Annotated in this window: 18 protein-coding genes; 16 read left to right on the top strand and 2 right to left on the bottom strand. The window is 70.4% G+C overall.

The features are described from left to right. From cydC to R6V09_RS22785, 3 genes are all read left to right on the top strand, one after another. Positions 1 to 946 (top strand): thiol reductant ABC exporter subunit CydC (gene cydC, locus R6V09_RS22795; RefSeq protein WP_317883290.1); only part of this gene is annotated, 946 nt, incomplete at its 5' end. A gap of 61 nt (positions 947 to 1,007) precedes the next feature. Beyond that, positions 1,008 to 2,693: a sensor histidine kinase gene (locus R6V09_RS22790; protein WP_317883289.1), complete on the top strand. Its 1,686-nt coding sequence runs from the start codon at positions 1,008 to 1,010 to the stop codon at positions 2,691 to 2,693. A gap of 140 nt (positions 2,694 to 2,833) precedes the next feature. Next, entirely contained in the window at positions 2,834 to 3,817 is a 984-nt protein-coding gene (locus R6V09_RS22785; RefSeq protein WP_317883288.1) for a M23 family metallopeptidase, read from the top strand. A gap of 39 nt (positions 3,818 to 3,856) precedes the next feature. On the opposite strand, the gene R6V09_RS22780 is transcribed toward R6V09_RS22785, so the two are convergent. After that, positions 3,857 to 4,747 (bottom strand): Cof-type HAD-IIB family hydrolase, encoded by an 891-nt coding sequence (locus R6V09_RS22780; protein ID WP_317883287.1) that lies wholly within the window; start codon positions 4,745 to 4,747, stop codon positions 3,857 to 3,859. Between the two features lie 550 nt (positions 4,748 to 5,297). Here R6V09_RS22780 and R6V09_RS22775 point away from each other — a divergent pair. The 9 genes from R6V09_RS22775 (at position 5,298) to R6V09_RS22735 (ending at position 12,707) form a co-directional block, all read left to right on the top strand. Beyond that, complete coding sequence (locus R6V09_RS22775) at positions 5,298 to 5,669, top strand: helix-turn-helix domain-containing protein (protein ID WP_317883286.1); 372 nt, start codon at positions 5,298 to 5,300, stop codon at positions 5,667 to 5,669. Positions 5,670 to 5,804: 135 nt separating this feature from the next. Continuing rightward, complete coding sequence (locus tag R6V09_RS22770; RefSeq protein WP_317883285.1) at positions 5,805 to 6,425, top strand: DUF2975 domain-containing protein; 621 nt, start codon at positions 5,805 to 5,807, stop codon at positions 6,423 to 6,425. Then, positions 6,425 to 6,649, top strand: coding sequence for a helix-turn-helix domain-containing protein (locus R6V09_RS22765; protein WP_317883284.1), 225 nt, complete (start codon positions 6,425 to 6,427; stop codon positions 6,647 to 6,649). The genes R6V09_RS22770 and R6V09_RS22765 overlap by 1 nt, the downstream gene beginning before the upstream one ends. Positions 6,650 to 6,765: 116 nt before the next feature. Continuing rightward, positions 6,766 to 7,245 (top strand): DUF3515 family protein, encoded by a 480-nt coding sequence (locus tag R6V09_RS22760; protein ID WP_317883283.1) that lies wholly within the window; start codon positions 6,766 to 6,768, stop codon positions 7,243 to 7,245. A 183-nt stretch (positions 7,246 to 7,428) separates the two neighbouring features. Next, complete coding sequence (locus R6V09_RS22755) at positions 7,429 to 7,932, top strand: hypothetical protein (protein ID WP_317883282.1); 504 nt, start codon at positions 7,429 to 7,431, stop codon at positions 7,930 to 7,932. Between the two features lie 119 nt (positions 7,933 to 8,051). Then, the gene (locus tag R6V09_RS22750) at positions 8,052 to 9,683 is read left to right on the top strand and encodes a hypothetical protein (RefSeq protein WP_317883281.1); all 1,632 of its coding nucleotides are present in this window, start codon (positions 8,052 to 8,054) and stop codon (positions 9,681 to 9,683) included. A 23-nt stretch (positions 9,684 to 9,706) separates the two neighbouring features. After that, positions 9,707 to 10,432 (top strand): ABC transporter ATP-binding protein, encoded by a 726-nt coding sequence (locus tag R6V09_RS22745; protein WP_317883280.1) that lies wholly within the window; start codon positions 9,707 to 9,709, stop codon positions 10,430 to 10,432. Then, positions 10,429 to 11,646, top strand: a complete 1,218-nt coding sequence (locus R6V09_RS22740; protein WP_317883279.1) for an ABC transporter permease — start codon at positions 10,429 to 10,431, stop codon at positions 11,644 to 11,646. The genes R6V09_RS22745 and R6V09_RS22740 overlap by 4 nt, the downstream gene beginning before the upstream one ends. Then, positions 11,643 to 12,707 carry a hypothetical protein gene (locus R6V09_RS22735; protein WP_317883278.1) on the top strand — a complete coding sequence of 355 codons (1,065 nt, stop codon included), beginning with the start codon at positions 11,643 to 11,645 and terminating at the stop codon, positions 12,705 to 12,707. Before R6V09_RS22740 ends, R6V09_RS22735 begins: the two co-directional genes overlap by 4 nt. 98 nt (positions 12,708 to 12,805) lie before the next feature. Here the strand turns inward: R6V09_RS22735 and R6V09_RS22730 are convergent, their stop codons facing one another. Continuing rightward, on the bottom strand, positions 12,806 to 13,708 hold the full coding sequence (locus tag R6V09_RS22730; RefSeq protein WP_317883277.1) for an LLM class flavin-dependent oxidoreductase: 903 nt from the start codon (positions 13,706 to 13,708) through the stop codon (positions 12,806 to 12,808). A 309-nt stretch (positions 13,709 to 14,017) separates the two neighbouring features. Between R6V09_RS22730 and R6V09_RS22725 the strand changes: the two genes are divergently transcribed. From R6V09_RS22725 to mpaD, 4 genes are all read left to right on the top strand, one after another. Beyond that, positions 14,018 to 14,983, top strand: coding sequence for an LLM class flavin-dependent oxidoreductase (locus R6V09_RS22725; RefSeq protein WP_317883291.1), 966 nt, complete (start codon positions 14,018 to 14,020; stop codon positions 14,981 to 14,983). A gap of 171 nt (positions 14,984 to 15,154) precedes the next feature. Further along, the gene (gene mpaB, locus R6V09_RS22720) at positions 15,155 to 16,219 is read left to right on the top strand and encodes a daptide biosynthesis RiPP recognition protein (RefSeq protein ID WP_317883276.1); all 1,065 of its coding nucleotides are present in this window, start codon (positions 15,155 to 15,157) and stop codon (positions 16,217 to 16,219) included. Further along, on the top strand, positions 16,216 to 17,031 hold the full coding sequence (gene mpaM, locus R6V09_RS22715) for a daptide-type RiPP biosynthesis methyltransferase (protein WP_317883275.1): 816 nt from the start codon (positions 16,216 to 16,218) through the stop codon (positions 17,029 to 17,031). The genes mpaB and mpaM overlap by 4 nt, the downstream gene beginning before the upstream one ends. After that, the gene (mpaD, locus tag R6V09_RS22710; RefSeq protein WP_317883274.1) at positions 17,028 to 18,341 is read left to right on the top strand and encodes a daptide-type RiPP biosynthesis aminotransferase; all 1,314 of its coding nucleotides are present in this window, start codon (positions 17,028 to 17,030) and stop codon (positions 18,339 to 18,341) included. Before mpaM ends, mpaD begins: the two co-directional genes overlap by 4 nt. The last annotated feature ends 71 nt before the right edge of the window (positions 18,342 to 18,412 follow it).

Here is an 18,412-nt window from a genome sequence, read left to right as displayed (position 1 = left end):
GGGACGACTCGGCGGTGTCCTGACGGCCGTCGTCGTCCTCACCCCGCTCGCCGCCTTCGAGGCCGTTCTCGGACTCCCCCTGGCGGTGCAGTACCGGCAGCGGGTCCGCAAGAGCGCGGAGCGCGTGTACGAGGTCCTGGACGCCCCCGAGCCTGTACGGGCACCGGAGCGGCCCCGCCAGGCGCCCGCGACGCCGTTCCCGCTCGTCGTGCAGGGACTGGCCGCCCGGCACACCGGGCAGGACCGGGACGCGCTCGCCGGGCTCGACCTGACGCTGGAGAAGGGGCGCCGGGTCGCCGTGGTCGGGTCCTCCGGGTCCGGCAAGACGACGCTGGCGCAGGTGCTGCTGCGCTTCCTCGACGCGGACGCCGGTTCGTACACGCTGGCCGGCGTGGACGCGTACGCCCTCGACGGCGACAACGTACGACGGCTCGTCGGGCTGTGTGCCCAGGACGCGCACCTCTTCGACAGCTCGGTGCGCGAGAACCTGCTGCTCGCGAAGAAGGACGCGACCGAGGACGAGCTGCGGGCCGCGCTGGAGCGGGCCCGGCTGCTCGACTGGGCCGACGGGCTGCCCGACGGCCTGGACACCCTCGTCGGTGAGCACGGGGCGCGGCTGTCCGGCGGGCAGCGGCAGCGGCTCGCCCTCGCCCGCGCACTGCTCGCCGATTTCCCGGTCCTCGTGCTCGACGAGCCCGCCGAGCACCTGGACCTGGCGACCGCCGACGCGCTCACCGCCGACCTGCTGGCCGCCACGGAAGGCCGTACGACCCTGCTCATCACGCACCGGCTGGCGGGGCTGGAGGACGTGGACGAGGTGATCGTGCTGAACGAGGGACGGGTCGTGCAGCGGGGGCCGTACGCCGCACTGGTCTCGGTGGAGGGGCCGTTGCGGGGGATGGCCGAGCGGGAGGCGGAGTCGGAACTGCTGGTGGTGGCCGGGTAGGGAGGCTCGCGGCCGAGGTGCTCGACTTTCCGTACCAAAGGGGACTAATTAGGCTCGGGTTATGTCAGCCGCTCCGAGTACCGGTCCCCCGTCGCCCTCGCCGGGTCTGCCGGCCGAACTGGCCGTACGCGTGCCGCAGTTGCTGGCGGCGATGCGGTCCGTGGGCAGCGGACTCGAACTGCACTCCACGCTGGAGCGGATCTGCGAGGCGGCGGCCACGCTGACGGACGCCCGTTACGCGGGGCTCGGTGTCGTCGACGAGGACGGCGAAGCCCTCGCCGACTTCGTCTTCCACGGGGTCGACGCGGGAACCGCGCGGCGCATCGGGCGGTTTCCCGACGGGCACAAGGGGCTGCTCGGCGCTCTCATCCGGGAGCCGGAGCCGGTCCGGCTCGTGGATGTGACCGAGGATCCGCGCTCCTGGGGTTTCCCCGCGCACCATCCCAGGATGCGCGGCTTCCTCGGCGTTCCGATCCGCGTCCAGGGGGAGGTCTTCGGGAATCTCTATCTGGGCGAGAAGCGGGGCGGGGACCCCTTCGACGACTACGACCTCAACACGGTCCGGGTCCTGGCGACCGAGGCCGGCATCGCCGTCGGCAACGCCCGGCTGTACGAGGCCGCCCAGCAGCGCGAGCGGTGGATCGACGGGTCGGTGGCCGTCACGACCGCCCTGCTGTCCGGCGGCGACGCCGAGGACGCGCTCCAGGTCGTCGCGGAACGGGCCCGCCGGCTGTCCGGATCGGCGGCCGGGATCGTGCTGCTGCCCGCCGACGAGGGCGGTATGGAGATCGTCGCCGTGGCCTCGGAACAGCCGTCGAACCAGCTCGGCAGAGTCGTCCCGCCGGAGAGCGAGATCGTCGCGCGACTCCTCGACGGACAGCCGGTGTTCGTGGCGGACGCGGCCACCGACCCTCGCATGATCACCGGCCTCTCGCGCGCGTACGGGCCGATCATGGCGCTGCCCCTGCAGAGCGGAGGGCGCGTCCTGGGGGCCTTGGTCACCCCTCGCGCGCGGGGCGAGCGGCCGTTCACGGAGGTGGAGCGCACCCTCGCGATCCAGTTCGCCTCGCAGGCCGCGCTCGCGCTGATGATGGCCGAGGCACAGCGAGACCGGGAGCGGCTCGCGGTGTACGAGGACCGGGACCGGATCGCCCGCGACCTGCACGACCTGGTCATCCAACGGCTGTTCGGCACCGGGATGATGCTGGAGAGCGCCCGGCGCGACTCACTCGTCCCCGAGGTGCGGCAGGGCGTCGGCAACGCCGTCGACGAACTCGACATCACCATCCAGGAGATCCGCACCGCGATCTTCGCGCTCCAACAGGGGCCCACCGAGGCGCCCTCCGCGCTGCGGACGCGGGTGCTGCGGGAGATCAACACGGCCGCCGTGCCGCTCGGTTTCACGCCCGGGCACCGTTTCGTCGGCGCGGTCGACACCGTGGTCGGCGACCTGACCGGCAAGAACCTCATCGCGGCCCTGCGCGAGGCCCTCTCCAACGCGTTCCGGCACGCGGCGGCCACCCGCATCGAGGTTGTCGTCGACGCGACCGCCACCCTGCCCGACGGGCGGTCGGGTGTCCGGCTCACCGTCGCGGACGACGGGATCGGCATCCCGGAGGGCGGTCGCCGCAGCGGCCTGAAGAACCTCAAACGGCGGGCCGAGTCCCTGGGCGGCGACAGCTGGTACGGGCCGGGCAGCGGCGCCTCCGGAGGCGGTACGACGGTGGTGTGGCAGGCGCCCCACTGAGCCCGTCCTCAAGGGCAGCCGCTGGGCCGTTCGCAGCAACGCGTCCCCCATGCGTACGACTTGAACAGGGCTCTGGTCCGCCGCGCGGGTCACGATCGCCGACATGGGCTCATCCCGCCGTCATCCACTGCGCGATCGCCGTGCCGGCGGCCCGACCCGGTGATGACGATCAGCCCGCCGCGGGCATCAGCGCGCAGGTGGCGCGGCTGTACCAGGACGCGGCTCTGGCGACCCGGCCGTACGAGGCCGGGCGGCGGGAGGCGGACGCGCAACGAGCCCGCGCCCAACGGGTCGAGGCCCAACTGGACGGCGAATGCCAGGAGTCCTCGCGGCTGCACGAGGACCTGGGCCGGATCGCCCGCGCCCAGTACCGCGGTGGTGGCGGTGTCCCGATGGCGGCCCGGATCATCCTCGCGGACAGTCCCGAGGATCTGATGCGCGATCAGCACGCCTTCTCCCAGGCGGACCTGGCCGTGGAGAACGCGATCGGCAGGAGTCACCGGGCCGAGGTACGGCTTGCCGCCGACGAGGCGAGTGCCGCGTCGGCGTGGCGGGCGCTGGAGAAGCGGAACGCCGAACTCGCCGACCTGAAGCAGGGCATCCAGCGGAAACTCGACGAGGCGCGCGAGCAGTTGCAGGGGCAGGCGGACGCCTCGGTCGCGGCGGGTTCCTGCCGGGGCGCCGTCCGGCTCGGCCGGCCGCCGAGCCCTGAACCCGCCTCATGGGTGGCGCCGGTGGAGACGGTCGAGCTGTCCGCCGGATTCGGCAGCGGCGGCTCCCGCTGGGCGAACCGGCACACCGGCCAGGACTTCGCGGTGCCCATCGGCACACCGGTCCGGGCGGCCGGAGCGGGCCGGGTGGTGCGGGTGTCCTGCGGCGGCGCCTTCGGCATCGAGATCGTGATCGAGCACCCGGGCGGCTATTGCACGCAGTACGCCCACCTCGCCGCCGTCACCGTCGACCAGGGGGATCGCGTGACCACCGGCCGGTGGATCGGCCAGTCCGGCACGACCGGCAACTCCACCGGCCCGCACCTGCACTTCGAGGTACGGGTCACCCCGGAGATGGGGTCGGCGGTCGATCCGCTGCCCTGGCTGGCACAGCGAGGCGTGCCGGTCGGCTAGCGCGTCTGTGTAAGGGGCGTGCTCCTGGGAGGACGCCCCTTACGGCCGCCGTTCCGCCAGCATCCGCTCGATCACGACCGCCACGCCGTCCTCGTTGTTGTCGACGGTCCGCCCCGAGGCCGCGGCGAGCACGGCGGGGTGCGCGTTGCCCATCGCGTACGACCGCCCCGCCCAGGTGAGCATCTCGACGTCGTTCGGCATGTCCCCGAAGGCGACGACCTCCTCGGGTGCGATACCCCGCTCCGCGCAGCACAGGGCGAGCGTGCTCGCCTTGGAAATGCCGGGGCCGCTGATCTCCAGCAGGGCGCTGGGGCTGGAGCGGGTGACGTTCGCGCGGTCGCCCAGGGCGAGGCGGGCGGTGGTCAGGAACTCGTCCGGGTCCAGTTCGGGGTGGAACGCGAGGATCTTCAGCACCGGCTCGTCGGCCCCCGGGCCGTCCGGCGCGAGGAGCTTCTCGGCGGGTGCCAGGGTGTCCGGGATCTCCATGTGCAGCTTCGGATACTCCGGCTCCTGGTAGAAGCCGTAGGTCTGCTCGATCGCGTACACCGTCCCGGGCGCCGCCTCGCGCACCAGTCGTACGGCGTCGAGGGCGTTGTTCCGGGCCAGTTCGCGGACCTTCACGAAGCGGTGGGCTCCGGGGCCGCCGTGCAGGTCGACCACGGCGGCGCCGTTTCCGCAGATGGCCAGGCCGTGGCCGTGGACGTGGTCGCTGACGACGTCCATCCAGCGGGCCGGGCGGCCGGTCACGAAGAAGACCTCGATACCCGCCTCCTCGGCAGCCGCAAGGGCGGCCACCGTGCGTGGGGACACCGAGTGGTCGTCGCGCAGCAGGGTGCCGTCCAGGTCGGTGGCGATCAGCCGTGGCGGGACGGCGGAGGCCGGGGTCTCGGGCTGTCGAGTCGCTGAGGTCACCGGGCCATTCTCCCGCATATGCCCGCACGGCCGTGCGGGGGTGCGCACATGTGAGTGGTTTCCGCCCTCAGCAGGGCCGTTGCGCCCGAGGTCAGGGGTGAACCGTGTGGGCGGAGTCGGTGGTACCGGCGTGCTGACCACCTGGTCGCAACAGCAATCGGTCGCATGCGGCCCCATCCCGGGAGGGGGCGCATACGGTTCACCGGTACTTTCAGGCGGCGCCGGACTCGTGATGCTCGACGGGCCGACGGTGCTCTGCACCAGCTCTGGTCTACACCAAAGCGACGAGATTGCTTCACGTGTCACCACCTGGCGACAAGCCGCCTCGGCGCGAAGGGCGTGGGAACAACAGTTGACGCAACCTCAGAACTGCATCAACTCCCTTTACTTGAGCTAACGTTCGTCGTTTACTGACGCTCCCCAGCGATGGCACGCCTCCTGGCGTGGGTGGACCGACCTCGACGGCCGCCGCCCACGCGGTCCTTACCGGCCGTATCGGAATGGAGACGCGCCCTGCGGGGAGCGCCACAACAGCCGCCGAGCGCCGAGATCCCAGCAGTCGAGCAACGTGAGGAGAGCAGGGGGAGCACCGGCTGAAGCGGTTCAGACAGTGACTAACGGGGAGACGATCGCTTTGACTTACCTCACGAGGGACGAGCAGAGAACGAGACCACAAGGGGACTTGAGCCCCACCTCGGCCACTCCGCCCGTCCCGGGAGACCCACACTCCATCCCCTCACTCACCCCCAGGGAGCGCCAAGTGCTCATGCTGCTCAGCCACGCCGCCGACAACCGCGAGATCAGCCGCCGACTGGGCATAGCCGAACGCACCGTCAAAGCACATCTGACGAACCTCATGGCCAAGATAAAAGTAACCGGCCGCACCGAAGCGGCCCTCTTCGCCTACGCCCACCACTGTCGCCTCGCCGACGGGCTCTGAGGATCACGTTCCCGTGTGCGGCGGCTCTCGTGAGGCCCGCCTCGGCCGCCGCCGCACCCCGGGCTTGACAGCGCGCATATCGCTTATCGATACTATCGATAAGCGATATGCTCGTTGCGGGCGACAGGGGGAATCATGGGTACGAAGCACTGGTGGAGCCGGACCGACAACCGACTGCTGGAGGCGGCCCTGGGCCTGGCCGCTCTGCTGGCCGGCGTCTTCGGGGTACTGATCCCGGCCCTCGGGGTGGTCGGTCTCATCGACCCCGTGGACACCCGCGAGGTCAAGGCCGAGACCGCGACCCGGGTGCCGGGCACCGTGACCGACGCGGTGGCGGGCCACGGCATGACCCTCAACGGCACCCATCGGGCCGACCTCGTCTTCGCCCACCCCGACCTGGGCCAGCGCCTGTTGCTCGCGCTGCCGGATGTCGTCGGCGGTCTGCTGCTGCTCCTCGTCCTGGTCCTCCTCTTCCAGATGGCCGGGACGCTGCGGGACGGCGACGTCTTCGTGCCGAAGAACGCCCGCCGCCTGAGCGTCATAGGGCTCGCGGTGCTGGTGCAGGCCGTCCTCTCCCCGGTGCTGCCGTCATTCACGACGGAGGCACTGGTGAGCGGCACCCCCATGGCCGAGCAGGTCCCCCTCTCGGTCACCTTCACCGGTGAGTACGTTCTGCTCGCCTTCCTCATCCTGTCGCTGGGCGAAGTCTTCCGGCGGGGTACGAAGCTCCGCGCCGACACCGAGGGGCTGGTCTGATGCCGCCGGACGAGGAGCATCGGATCAAGGTCCACCTGGACCGGCTGCTGGCCGAGCGCGGCATGACCCTGTCCGAACTGGCGGCCAAGGTCGAGGTGACGGTGGTCAACCTCTCCGTCCTGAAGAACGACCGGGCGAAGGCGATCCGCTTCTCCACCCTCACCGCGATCTGCCGCGAACTGAACTGCCAACCCGGCGACCTGCTCAGCATCCGCGAGGACTGACCCCGCTCACCGGCAGGACCGGCGTTCCGTACGGGAGCGCCGTGTGCACCGCCTCCTGCCCGGTGGCCTTCGCCGAAGAAAGACCACAACTCCGTTTTCTAGACAAGGGATTACTCATGGAGATGACCTCTGCCCGGCGTCTGGCACAGGTCGGTGTGATCGCCGTGTGTGCCGCCGCTCTCGCGGCGTGCGGGACCTCCTCGCGTTCCTACAACGTGTCGGGAGCTCCGGGCGGTGACAGTGCCGGCTGCTCCAGCCTGGTGAGCAAGGCACCGAAGAAACTGAGCGGCCACGAGCGCAACGACTCCGACCAGAAGGGAACGGCTGTGTGGGGGGACGGTGATGTGATTCTCCGCTGCGGGAACATCTCGGACGTCCCCGAGTCGGCCGCGTGCACGTCGGTGCAGGGGGTCGACTGGGTCGTGAACGCCAAGAAGACCCACGACGGGACGAAGACGGTTCTGTCGTACGGGCGCAGCCCCGCGGCCGAGGTCACGATGTCGGAGCGGATCAAGGACAAGGACGCCGTCATCGGTGAGATGTCCGGGATCGTCTCGGCACTGGCCAAGCAGAAGACGTGCGCGAAGCAGGGCTGAGCCTCCGTGGCCCGGGCTTCTGAGGCCGGGCTCCCGGGGTAGCCCTGAAGGGCAGGATGCCCGAAGGTGCGATGGTCGCCGGTGCGGCCGGGGCCGTAGAAATCAGTGGAACGCGCGTACGGGTGCCGTATCGGTACCGGGCGCACGGTCAAGGAAGCATTTCCACTTCTACGGGGAGAAACAATGCGTAATCTCTCGCGCCTGGCGTCCGGTGGCGCCGCCGCGATGGCGGCCGGTGCGCTGCTGTTCGCAGCCGCGCCCGCGCACGCCACGTCGGCCTCGGGCACCTGGGGCATCCCGGGCCACAAGATGGTGGTGAACGCCTGGCACTGCGGTTCGTACGTGACCGCCTGCGACTGGAAGGCGTCGACCAAGGTCTACAAGGGCACGGGCTCGACGCACGACAACGCCCAGTGGGTGCAGAACCGGGCCATCCTGGCCGCTCACGGGGTCAGCGTCTCCATCAAGATCTCGAAGAACCCTGAGGCGACGCTGACGATGAACAGCAAGTCGCAGGGCACGGTCCGCTGGAAGAACTACGGCGGCCACAAGTGGATCTCGGACACCTACGGCCAGATGAAGCCCAGCCGGCTGACCGTGTACGTCTCCACGAAGTCCTGTGGCTCGGCCCAGATCACCAGCCGCATCAAGTTCACGGAGAAGTGCGTCACCGCCGGCGCCGCCTGATCCGCGCCTGACGCCGCGCACCACCTGAACGTCTCTGCCCCCGCCCTCCTGGCGGGGGCAGAGTTCTCTTACGGGGGAGAACAAGGATGTTTCACGCCAGGAGAGCCGCGAGGAAAGCGGTGTGGGCCGCAGCCGCGGCCGGTGTCCTGATGTCGGCCGTGTCCTGCACTTCGCAGGGAAGCGGCCGTGAAAGCAGGGAACCGGCCTACTTCCAGAGCCTCGTCAGCCAGACCAACGGCCTCTACTACCACCCCTTCCTGAGGGAGGAGCGAGGCAGCGCCGAAGCCCAGGCCTACGCGCTGCGCATCCTGGAGGAGACCGGCGCGAAGCCGAAGGTCGCCGTGGGAGCCGCAACGGCCGCGGCGCTGCGCTCCGATGCGCTCAAGACGTCCGCGCTGTGGGGGAGGTACTGGCTCGTCCCGCTGCGCGGGGCCGGGGCGGCGGCCGTACTGGGGCGCGGCGACACACAGGACGTGGAGAAACTGCGCACGGGCAAGGGGTGGTACGCGGACCCCGCGCTCGGAGCGAAGAACGACCAAGGGCGCCTGAGTGCGACTTGGGCGGCGCTGGAGGTGGAGGCGGCCACCGGAACTCTCGGGAGGCTTCCCGCCGCCGACAAGGCGGCCACCGCCGACTGGCTGGGCCGGCTGGCGGACGGCACGCCACGACTGGACGAGGCCGCGGTCCTGGCACGCTGCCTGCACCTGCTCGGCAAACCCGTCCCCGGCTCCCTGACATCGGTGGCGGCTCCGGACACGAGCCGGTTCACCCAGCGGCCGGACGACGAACGCGCCACCCTGCTGGAGGACACGTACAACTACGTACTGCTCCAGGAGTCGGCCGGCAAAGAGCCGCAGGTGGACCGGAAGACATGGCAGCAGGCTCTCTCCCACGACGTCGACAGCCTCGACTACGACCAGCTCTACAGCCTGGTGCACATCCTGCGCGCCACCGGCAGTTCCAAGGCGGAGTTCTCGGCGGTCGTCCGCCGGCTCGACCAGGAGCGCATGCCGGACGGAACAGTGCGTGACCCGTCCTCCTATCTCGGCACGCCCGACGCGTCACTGTTCGTGCAGCGACTGCGGAGCGTGGCCGGATGGCCGGTGCGGGACAAACGTCTCCTGGCCGCGGTCGAGGAACAGGCCGACTCCCAGGACGCGCCCCGCGACGGAGCCGCGCGGCTGAACCTGGCCGCGCTCAGGCACAGCGCCGGCGGTGAGCCCCTTTCCCCGCAGGAGGCCGCGCTGTGCCGGGATCCGTCGACGGTGCCGACCACGGTCACCGCGGACAACGCGGCGGCCTGGCAGCGCGCGGCATGGAACTGCGCGGAGTCCGGCATACCGACACCGGTTCCCTCCGGCACGCGCTGGAGCGTCGACGGCCTGGAGGGCGCGCAGGCCGCCGCCACGCTGGTGGTCGGCCTGCACCAGACCGGCCACAAGGACCGGACACCTGGGTGGCTGACCGCGGACGTGCTCAGCCGATGGGCGGCCGACCCGGGGCCCCGCGCAAGCGTCTACGACCGTGCGCTGATCGTCCGCGCCTACCTGCTGCTCGGCGGCCGGGCCGACGCCTCCATGGTGCGAAACCTCGCCGCCGAGTTCCGGGCGCACCGGGGCTGTCCGGGACTTCCCGGCCTGTACCGGCCCGATGACGAGCCGGGCTGCGACCTCAAGACGACGTGGGCGGTCTGGGAGCTGGACAAGGCACTGGACCGGAAGCTGGGAACTCTGCCCTCGCAGGGCCCCTGAGACAGAGAGTGAGCAGAACCTCCTTGAACACACTGCTGACAGCGAGTGGGGTAGGCAAGTCCTATACGCTGCGCGGCCGGCGGGTCGACGTCCTCAAGGGCATCGATCTCGCTGTCGCGCCGGGACGTGTCACCGCGCTCGTCGGACACTCGGGATCGGGCAAGTCCACCCTCATGCACATCCTCGGGCTGCTGACGAAACCCGACACCGGCCGGGTGGAGCTGGAGGGCCAGGACACCCACGGCCTGTCGGACAACGCACTCGCGGACCTGCGGCGCCGGCGTCTGGGGTTCGTCTTCCAGTCCTACAACCTGCTGCCGCAGCACAGCGCCCTGCGGAACGTCCTGCTTCCGTTCACCGGCAGGCGCCGGGAGGCGGAGGCCCGGGCGCGCGGTCTGCTGGAGCGCGTCGGGCTGGGAGACCGGTGCGAACACCGGCCCAGCGAACTGTCCGGGGGCGAACAGCAGCGTGTCGCGCTGGCCCGGGCTCTGGTGAACGATCCGCCACTGCTGCTGGCCGACGAACCCACCGGAAACCTGGACACCGAGAGCGAGGCCCTGTTGCTGGGCCTGTTCCGGGAGCTGGCGGACGACGGGCGGGGGGTACTGGTCGTCACCCACAATCAGGCGGTCGCGGACGCGGCCGACATCGTGCACCGACTGGGCCGTAGCACCGTCCTTCCGGAACAGGACGAGACCAACGGCCGCTCCTGGGCGACCACCCGGAGTTCGCGGGAGGGCGAGCTGTGAACCTGCTTCAGGTGGCGTGGTGGAACGTACGAACGCTGCGCAGGCGGCTGTTGGGGCTGGTGGCGATGGTCGCGGTCGCCGGCGCGGTGTGCCTGAGCGCGATCGGGATCACCTCGAACGCGCAGGGCACGACGACCAGTCAGGTCGGCGAGTCGACGGCGAACCGGTCGGTCACGGTGGACTCCCCGGAGGATCGTCCCGACACCGCTCAGCTGACGGACGCGACGGAGAAGCGCCTGGCGAAGATCGCTCACGTGCAGTCGGTCCAGCACCGGCTTCAGGTGTCCATGCCGGTACGGGACAACCCCGAGGGGGCCGACCTGCTGTACGCGACGACCTACCGCGAGGCGCTGGCGCCCCCCGTGGTCAAGTCGGTACGCGGGCAACTGTTCCCGCTGCACCGTGGAGAGGTGGTCTTTCCCGCCTCCGTGCACGGGGTGGACCTGTCCTCGACGGTAGGCAGAACGGTGACGGTGGACGCGCACCGATATGTGCGGCCGGGCGTGGGCGACACGGTGAGCGACCGGGTGAAGGTGGTGGGTCTGTACGACCCGAGCTGGCAGTTCGACGGCCCGGACGTCGCGTACGCCGACGACGCGACCGTGGTGAAGTGGGCGGCGGCAGCGGCCGGCAAGACGACCGACGACTACCTGCGCACGTCGGGGTGGGACCAGCTGACGGTGGTGGCCGACAGCGCCGCCCAGGTACCGGGCGTGCTCAAGGCCGTGCAGCGGATGAACTACCCGGCCGTCGCCCTGCAGCAGCAGCTTGAGGCTCTTCCCGGAGTGCTGCAGCTGGTCAGACTGACCGGGAACGTGCTGCTCGGCGTCCTGGGCGTGCTCGCCTTCGTCGGGGCCGTCACGGTGACGGGTGCGCTGGGGCGGCAGCGAGCCCAGGAGGTGGGCATCCTCAAGGCGGTCGGTTTCCGCAGCCGCTCCGTGCTGGGGATGCTCGTGGCGGAGATGGCGATCGCCGGAGCGGTGGCGTCCGCGGCCGGAGTCGTGCTCGCGGTGGGCGCGTCCAGCGCGGCGGCTGCCGGCCTGCGGCGGATCGGCGACATCGCCCCGTACGTACGCGACACGGTGCCGCTTCCGGGGATGCCGACGCTGATCTCCCTGTCGGTCGCGACCGTTGTCGTCGTGGCCGCCGGCGCCGTGCTCCCGGCGCGTCGTGCCGCGCGCATGTCCCCCACCGAAGCCATGAAGGACTGGTGATCCCTGTGATGCGGCACAAGACGTCGTACGCCGCGCTCGCGGTGTCCGCTGCCCTGCTGGCCTCCTGTTCCGGCTGCTCCGGTTCCGACGACGTGGAGCTGGGAACGGACTGGAAGGGTTCGCAGACCTTTGTGACGGCGAGCGTGTCCGGGCACACGGTGGTGGTCGGCATCAATCCCGAAGCCCACCACGCGCAGTCGCTGGCCGTGGTGCCGCGGAAGGACGGCGACGACGACGTGCTGGCTCCTCAGCTCGTCCAGTTGGCCGACGGGACGTGGTGGCTGTCGACGCCCCGCAAGGGGGAGCGTCCGGACCGGCTCTTCACGCTGAACACCGCCCGGCACGCCCTGGACGAGAAGGACGACACCGAGCGGCTGCGGGCACTCGTGCCGGGCAAGAGCCTGGTGGCGGCCGTTCCCGACTCCTCCGGAAGCGATCAGCGCGCTGCCACGGCGGCCGGCGGAACCACCGGTGTGCTGGTACGCGATGCGAAGACGTGGAAGAAGGTCCGGGACGTGCGGGTTCCGGGACCGGTCACCCTGGCGGCGTCCGATCCGTCCAGCGACACGGTGTGCCTGGCCACCGGACAGGGGTCCGGCGTGAAGGCGAGTGTGCTCGACCTCGCCACCGGCAGGACCCGGCAGGTCGGGGACGCCGACGGCGTGCAGGTGCAGCAACTGGCATGTCCGGCGGGCACCCCGGTCCTGGTCGGTACCCCCACCCGGAACAACCTGGGAACCACGGTGAAATTGACCCTGAGGAACACGGCGGGGGCGACGGTGGTGAGCGCCGTCGGCGGAAGGGTCGACGCCGTGCAGGCATCGAAGGACACCGTCGTGGTCGCGGTGAACATCGGGCAGGACAGCGATCTCATCGAGCTGGACCGGAGAAGCGGGCGTGAACTGCGGCGCGTGACGGTCAAGGGCATGGACAGCTCGTCTCTGCTGCGGCACACGCGGGACGGCTGGGTGATGGTCTCGGACGACACCGCCGCCGTGGTGGACCTCGACAAGGGGACGTCCCGGACGTTCGACCTGCCGGGAACGCTGACGAGCTTCTGAGCCCGTACGAAAGGGGCCTCTGCGCGCTGCCCGGCGACGGGCCGGGATCAGGCCTGCCTGGCAGCGCGCAGAGGAACTCGGCTCCCCCCGGGTGGCACTCAGCCCAGCTGTGCCGGCGCTTCCATGGCGATCTGCTCGAAGACCTTCTCGTCCGCCGCGAAGTCCGAGTCCGGGATCGGCCAGTGGATCACGATCTCGGTGAATCCCAACTCCTGGTGACGTCCCGCGAAGTCCACGAACGCGTCGAGGGACTCCAGCGGCCGACCGCGGTCCGGGGTGAACCCGGTGAGCAGGATCTTGTCGAGCCCGTCCATGTCCCGGCCGATCTCGGCGCACGCGTCGGCCAGCTTCTCGACCTGGCCGCGGATGGCCCCGACCGACTGCTCGGGGGTGCCGTTCTCGTACAGCCTGGGGTCGCCCGTGGTCACCCATGCCTGCCCGTACCGCGCCGCGAGCCGCAGTCCGCGCGGCCCGGTCGCGGCGACCGCGAAGGGCAGCCGGGGGCGCTGCACACAGCCCGGGATGTCGCGTGCCTCGTGCGCAGAGTAGAAGTCGCCCTCGTACGACACCGAGTCCTCGCTGAGCAGCCGGTCCAGGAGCTGGACGAACTCGGCGAACCGGTCGGCCCGCTCGCGGGGGGTCCACGGGTCCTGGCCGAGGACGGTGGCGTCGAATCCGGAGCCGCCCGCACCGACGCCGAGCGTGAGGCGACCGCCGGAGATGTCGTCGAGGGAGAGCAGCTCCTTGGCGTACGGCACCGGGTGGCGGAAGTTGGGCGATGTGACCAGGGTCCCCAGCCGTATGTGCCGAGTAGTGGCCGCGGCGGCGGTCAGCGTCGGTACGGCGCCGAACCAGGGTCCGTCGCGGAAGCTCCGCCAGGACAGGTGGTCGTAGGTGTACGCGGCGTGGAAGCCGAGTTCCTCCGCGCGCCGCCAGGCCGTACGGCCGCCCTCGTTCCAACGGCGGTACGGAAGGATCACAGTGCCCAGGCGCAGTCTCATGCCTCTGAGCCTATGACGGGGACTGCGAAACGTTCGACTGACAGACGCGGGGCAGCGGCGGCTATTCACGGCTGCCGTGACCGGTCGTCCAGTTCGCAAGGCATACCAGATGTAAGGTCAAGGTAAAGCAGGGGCAAAAGGTGCGATCGGTCAGAGCGGGCACTCACCTCAACATCAAAGCTTTACATCCTCCACAGCGCATGCCATGATCAAGGAAGTGCTTAACGGCCGACGAACCAGGCATGAACATCTGGGAAATGCTCATACCTCGTCATGCCGTTGAGGGCGCATATCAACGGGGTGTTCGTTTTGACCAATTATTCAGTTCTGGTGCCTTTTTTGCCAAAGCGCCCGGAGCAACTGCTGCCCTACGCGGGCCTGGTTCACTGGACTCGGGCCGCGCGCCTGTGGCAGGGGCAGGCGCTGTTTCTGGAGCCGCACCAAGGCTTTGCGCACGCGGCGGGAGCCGGTTTCCGCGTGCCGACCGGGCTCGGTGTCACACTCATGCCGCTTCGGCATCCTTACGAAGCGGCGCTCCAGGCACGGTCGCTCGCTCTGGCGACAGGTCAGCCGGTCGTGGCCGGATTCGGGCCCGGCGGCCGGTCGATGCAGCAGAGTCTGCTCGGCGAGCCGTACCGCAGTCCGCTGACCGCCGCACGTGAGTACCTGACGATCGTCCGGGGGCTGCTGGCCCAGGAAGTCGTCGACATCAAGGGCGAGTACTTCTCCTGCCACGGCGCGCTGCACGCCTTTCCGGCCCCGCCGGTCGAGCTGGGCCTGGGTGTACTCCGCCCCGGCATGGCCAGGCTGGCCGGGGAGCTGGCCGATGTCGCCGTCACCTGGCTGACCCCTGCCTCCTATCTGGAGGACGTCGTGCTGCCCGCCATGCGCGAGGGCGCCATGAAAGCCGGCCGGGCCGTACCCCGGCTGACGGCGATCGTGCCGGTCGCACTGGAGCGCGAGGGTCACGAGCCGGGCACGATCGCGCTGGCGAGCAATGCCGCCCACCTGCAGGGGCCGCATTATCTCGACATGCTGCGACGGGCCGGTGTGGGTGTGAGCGGCACGGACATCAAGGCCGACGCGCAGGCGCTCGTGAAGGGCGGGGCGTTCCTCAGCGGCGATGTGGCCGGACTGCTTGAGCAGCTGAGCGTGTACGAAAAGGCCGGAGTGGACGAAGTGGTCCTGAATGTGACAGGCGTCTTCAACGTCGCCGGCGCGCAGGAAGCGATGTCCGACCTGAAGCAGATTCTTTCCGCACTGTCCGCCGTGTAGATATTTTCCATCCGGTGCGAATGAGTGCGCTTTTTCTGAGCTCACAGCCGTAAGGCATTTCTATTACATCTGCACGTCTACATTCCAGCCCTTTCCTGACGGGTCTTTTCGTGCTGCGCGTGAGCAGTTCCAGGATATGGGAAATCAATCGGGAGATGAAAAGGGGATGCGATGTCTGCGCTGAAAGAGCGCCTCATGAGCTGGGCGACCGGGCGCACGACGGTGTCCGTGGACACGGCGCACGCCACCCGTACCGTCGTTCTGGAGGACGCCGAGTACCTGGCCACCCTGCTGGCATCCGATGTGGTGGACACCGACACCATGGTCTTCGCACCGGGTGCGGAGGGCTCCGCCGACAGCCCCGGCGTCATCGGTTACGAGGGCTCACTCGCCGAACCGGGCACCGAGTTCACCCATGACCCCGGCTTCTACCTCCAGATCCAGGCGTACGGCATCAGCGAGTACATGTCGGTCGTCGGGCCCACCCTCGTACGGGTGGCGGACACGACGGACTTCGAGTCCTACCTCCTCGACGCCGATCGCGCCCACGACCAGGGCACCTTCGCCGACTTCCTCACCAACCCGGCCATCCAGCTCGCGGACCTGCCCGCGCTCGGGGCCGGCCAGGACGGGGACGGGCCCGGCCTGCGGCTGTACGTGGGGCGCTCGGGAGAAATATCGACCTCGCCGGGCGGGAACCCCCTGGGGAAGGCCGGCGACAGCTTCGGCGCCCTCGCGGAGGCGTGGACGCGGACCAACGCGGAGAGCGGCCGGCCCTGCGGGGTCTGCCTGGGCGCCGTCGTACCGGAGGCCGACCGCGTCGCCGCGCTCGCCCAACGACCATGGCTCGGCCGCTACCTCGCCGCCGTGCACGCCCTGCGTGACCTGCGGGCCCGCGGCGTCCTCGGCACCGGCGTCTCCGGCTTCGGCGAGCGCCTCATGGCGGACCTCGCGGAGCACCCCGAGCCCGCCGATGTCTCCGACGCGGATCTCCCGCTGCTGCTCCGGGCGGGCGAGGACGTCTACGCGCACGACTCACGCCACGGGCGTACGTTCCGGCTGAGCCGTGCGGTCGCCGAGACGGCCGAGGCACTGCTCGTCTGCGGCTCCGTGGACGCGGCGTCGCGGTACGTCGAGCCCGCGAAGGCGGACGCCGTGCTGCGGCAGTTCACCGCTACGGGGCTCGCACTCGTGGCCAGGCCGCTCGTGGACGCGGGCAGACGAGGTGCATCGTGAGGACGGACGCGATAGCGCTGCCCGGCACCTCGATCCCCGGACGGGCGGGCGAACTGCTCGCCGCACTCGGCGACCGCGCCGAGTGCTGCAGTCTCTACGACGCGGACGGCTCGTCGATCTACCACGAGCTGTCCCAGCAGGACCACCACGAGGTACGGGAGCTGCTCGCCCTGGTGCGACGCCACCCCGGCCCCGTGCTCGACCTGGCCGCGGGCTCGGGGCGGCTCACCATGCCCCTGCTCGCGCTCGGTCGTGAGGTCAGCGCGCTCGAACTCTCCGAGAGCATGCTGGGCCTGCTGAGCGAACGGCTGGACAGGGCGCCTGCCGCACTGCGCGAGCGGTGCACCCTCGTACGGGGCGACATGAGCGATTTCGCACTGCCGCGGGAGTTCGACTGCGTCGTCCTGGCCACGACATCGGTCTCGCTGCTCGACGAGGCGGGCCGCGAAGGTCTGTACGCCTCGGTGCGTGCGCACCTGGCGCCCGGTGGCCGCTTCCTGCTGACGACCGTCGATCTCGAAGCGTCCCGGAACCCCGAGTTCGAACTCGAGTTCAGCACCACGGCAGGGAACGACTACCGGATGTTCGAGTACTGGGAACAGGGCATGGAAGCCCGCACCGTCACCATCTTCCCCGCCCGTCACAGCGCGGGACCGGTCCGCGTGGGGCTGACCAGCATCCGAGTCCTGCCCGCGGACCTGCTGGAGGCGGAGCTGAGCGCGAACGGATTCCGTGTCACCGCCCGCCACGCGCTGCCCCCGGTCGGCGTGCGCCACCACAGCACGCTCCTGGAAGCGGAGGCCGCAGCATGACGACGACAGACACACGGACAAGCCACGCACGCCCCGGCGCCCTCTGGCCCTCCCTTCTCGCCCCCGAGCACCACGGCAAGGACGAGCTGTGCGCGGTCGCCGCGGAAGGCGTCAGGATCAGCTTCGCCGACGGCCGTGAACTCCTCTGCGCCTCCAGCGGCCTGTGGAACACCAACCTCGGATACGGCAACAAGGCCGTGGCCGAGGCAGCCGCCGAAGCGCTGCGCTCCGCCTCGTACCTCAGCACCTTCCGCTACGAGAACGTGTACGCGCGCCGTGCCGCCGAAGCCCTCGTTCAGGCGGCGGGAGCGGAACACTACGGGCGCGTCCTCTTCTCGACCTCGGGCGGTGCCGCCAACGACCTCGCGATGAAGGTGGCCAGGCACTACCTGGCCCTGCGCGGCGAGGCCCGGCGCAAGGTCGTCGTGGGGCTGCGCGGCAGCTACCACGGGCTGACCTTCGGCGGGTTCGCCCTGACCGGCGAGGACCTGGGCCAGCAGTTGTACGGCGTCGACCAACGCCTCGTACGGCATGTGCCGCCCAACGACCCCGAGGAACTGCGCACCCTCCTCGCCCGGCAGGGCGGTCAGATCGCGGCCGTCGTGGTCGAGCCCGTTCTCGGCTCGGGCGCGATCCCGCTCGACGAGCAGTACGTCGCCACGCTGCTCCAGCTTCGTGAGGAGTACGGCTTCCTGCTCGTCGCGGACGAGGTCGCGACCGGGTTCGGCCGTACCGGAGACTTCTTCGCCTCGCATCGCTGGCCGGCGCCGCCCGACCTGCTGATCGCTTCCAAGGGGCTCACCAACGGCACGAGCGCCGCAGCGGTCGTCCTCGCGTCCCGTGCCGTCGCGGACGCCTTCCACGAGGCCGGCGCCCTGCTGAGCCACGGTGAGACGCAGGCCGGAACTCCCGTCGCCTGCGCGGCGATCCTCGCGACGCTCGCCGAGATGAGCCGGCTCGACGCGGTGACGCGGGCGCGCCGGCTCGGCGCCCTGCTCACCCGGGAACTCGACGCGCTGGCCGCCACCCACCCCCTCGTCACCGGGAGCACCGGGGTCGGCTGCTTCCGTTCGATCCGCCTGGCAGCGGCCGACGACAGCGGCCTGCCGTTCCCCCAGCACGAGGTGCCCGCGCTGGTCGCCGCCGTCCGACAGGCCGGTGCGATCGTGCACCCCGGCCTGCACGGCATCCAGCTCGTCCCCGCGCTGACGTACACCGACGCCGAGGTCGCGGAACTCTTCGCCTGCGTACGAGCCGGGTTCGAGCTGCACCTGGCCGCCACCACCGAGCGGGCGGGAGCCGGCGGATGACGGAGCACGGGGAGCACGCCACCGCCGCCGGTCCGGAAGGCCCTGCCGCGCTCGACGGCACCGACGAGCTG

It is taken from the genome of Streptomyces sp. W16 (assembly GCF_033194735.1).
Lineage (GTDB): Bacteria > Actinomycetota > Actinomycetes > Streptomycetales > Streptomycetaceae > Streptomyces.
This window is presented reverse-complemented; position numbering and strand designations above follow the sequence as displayed.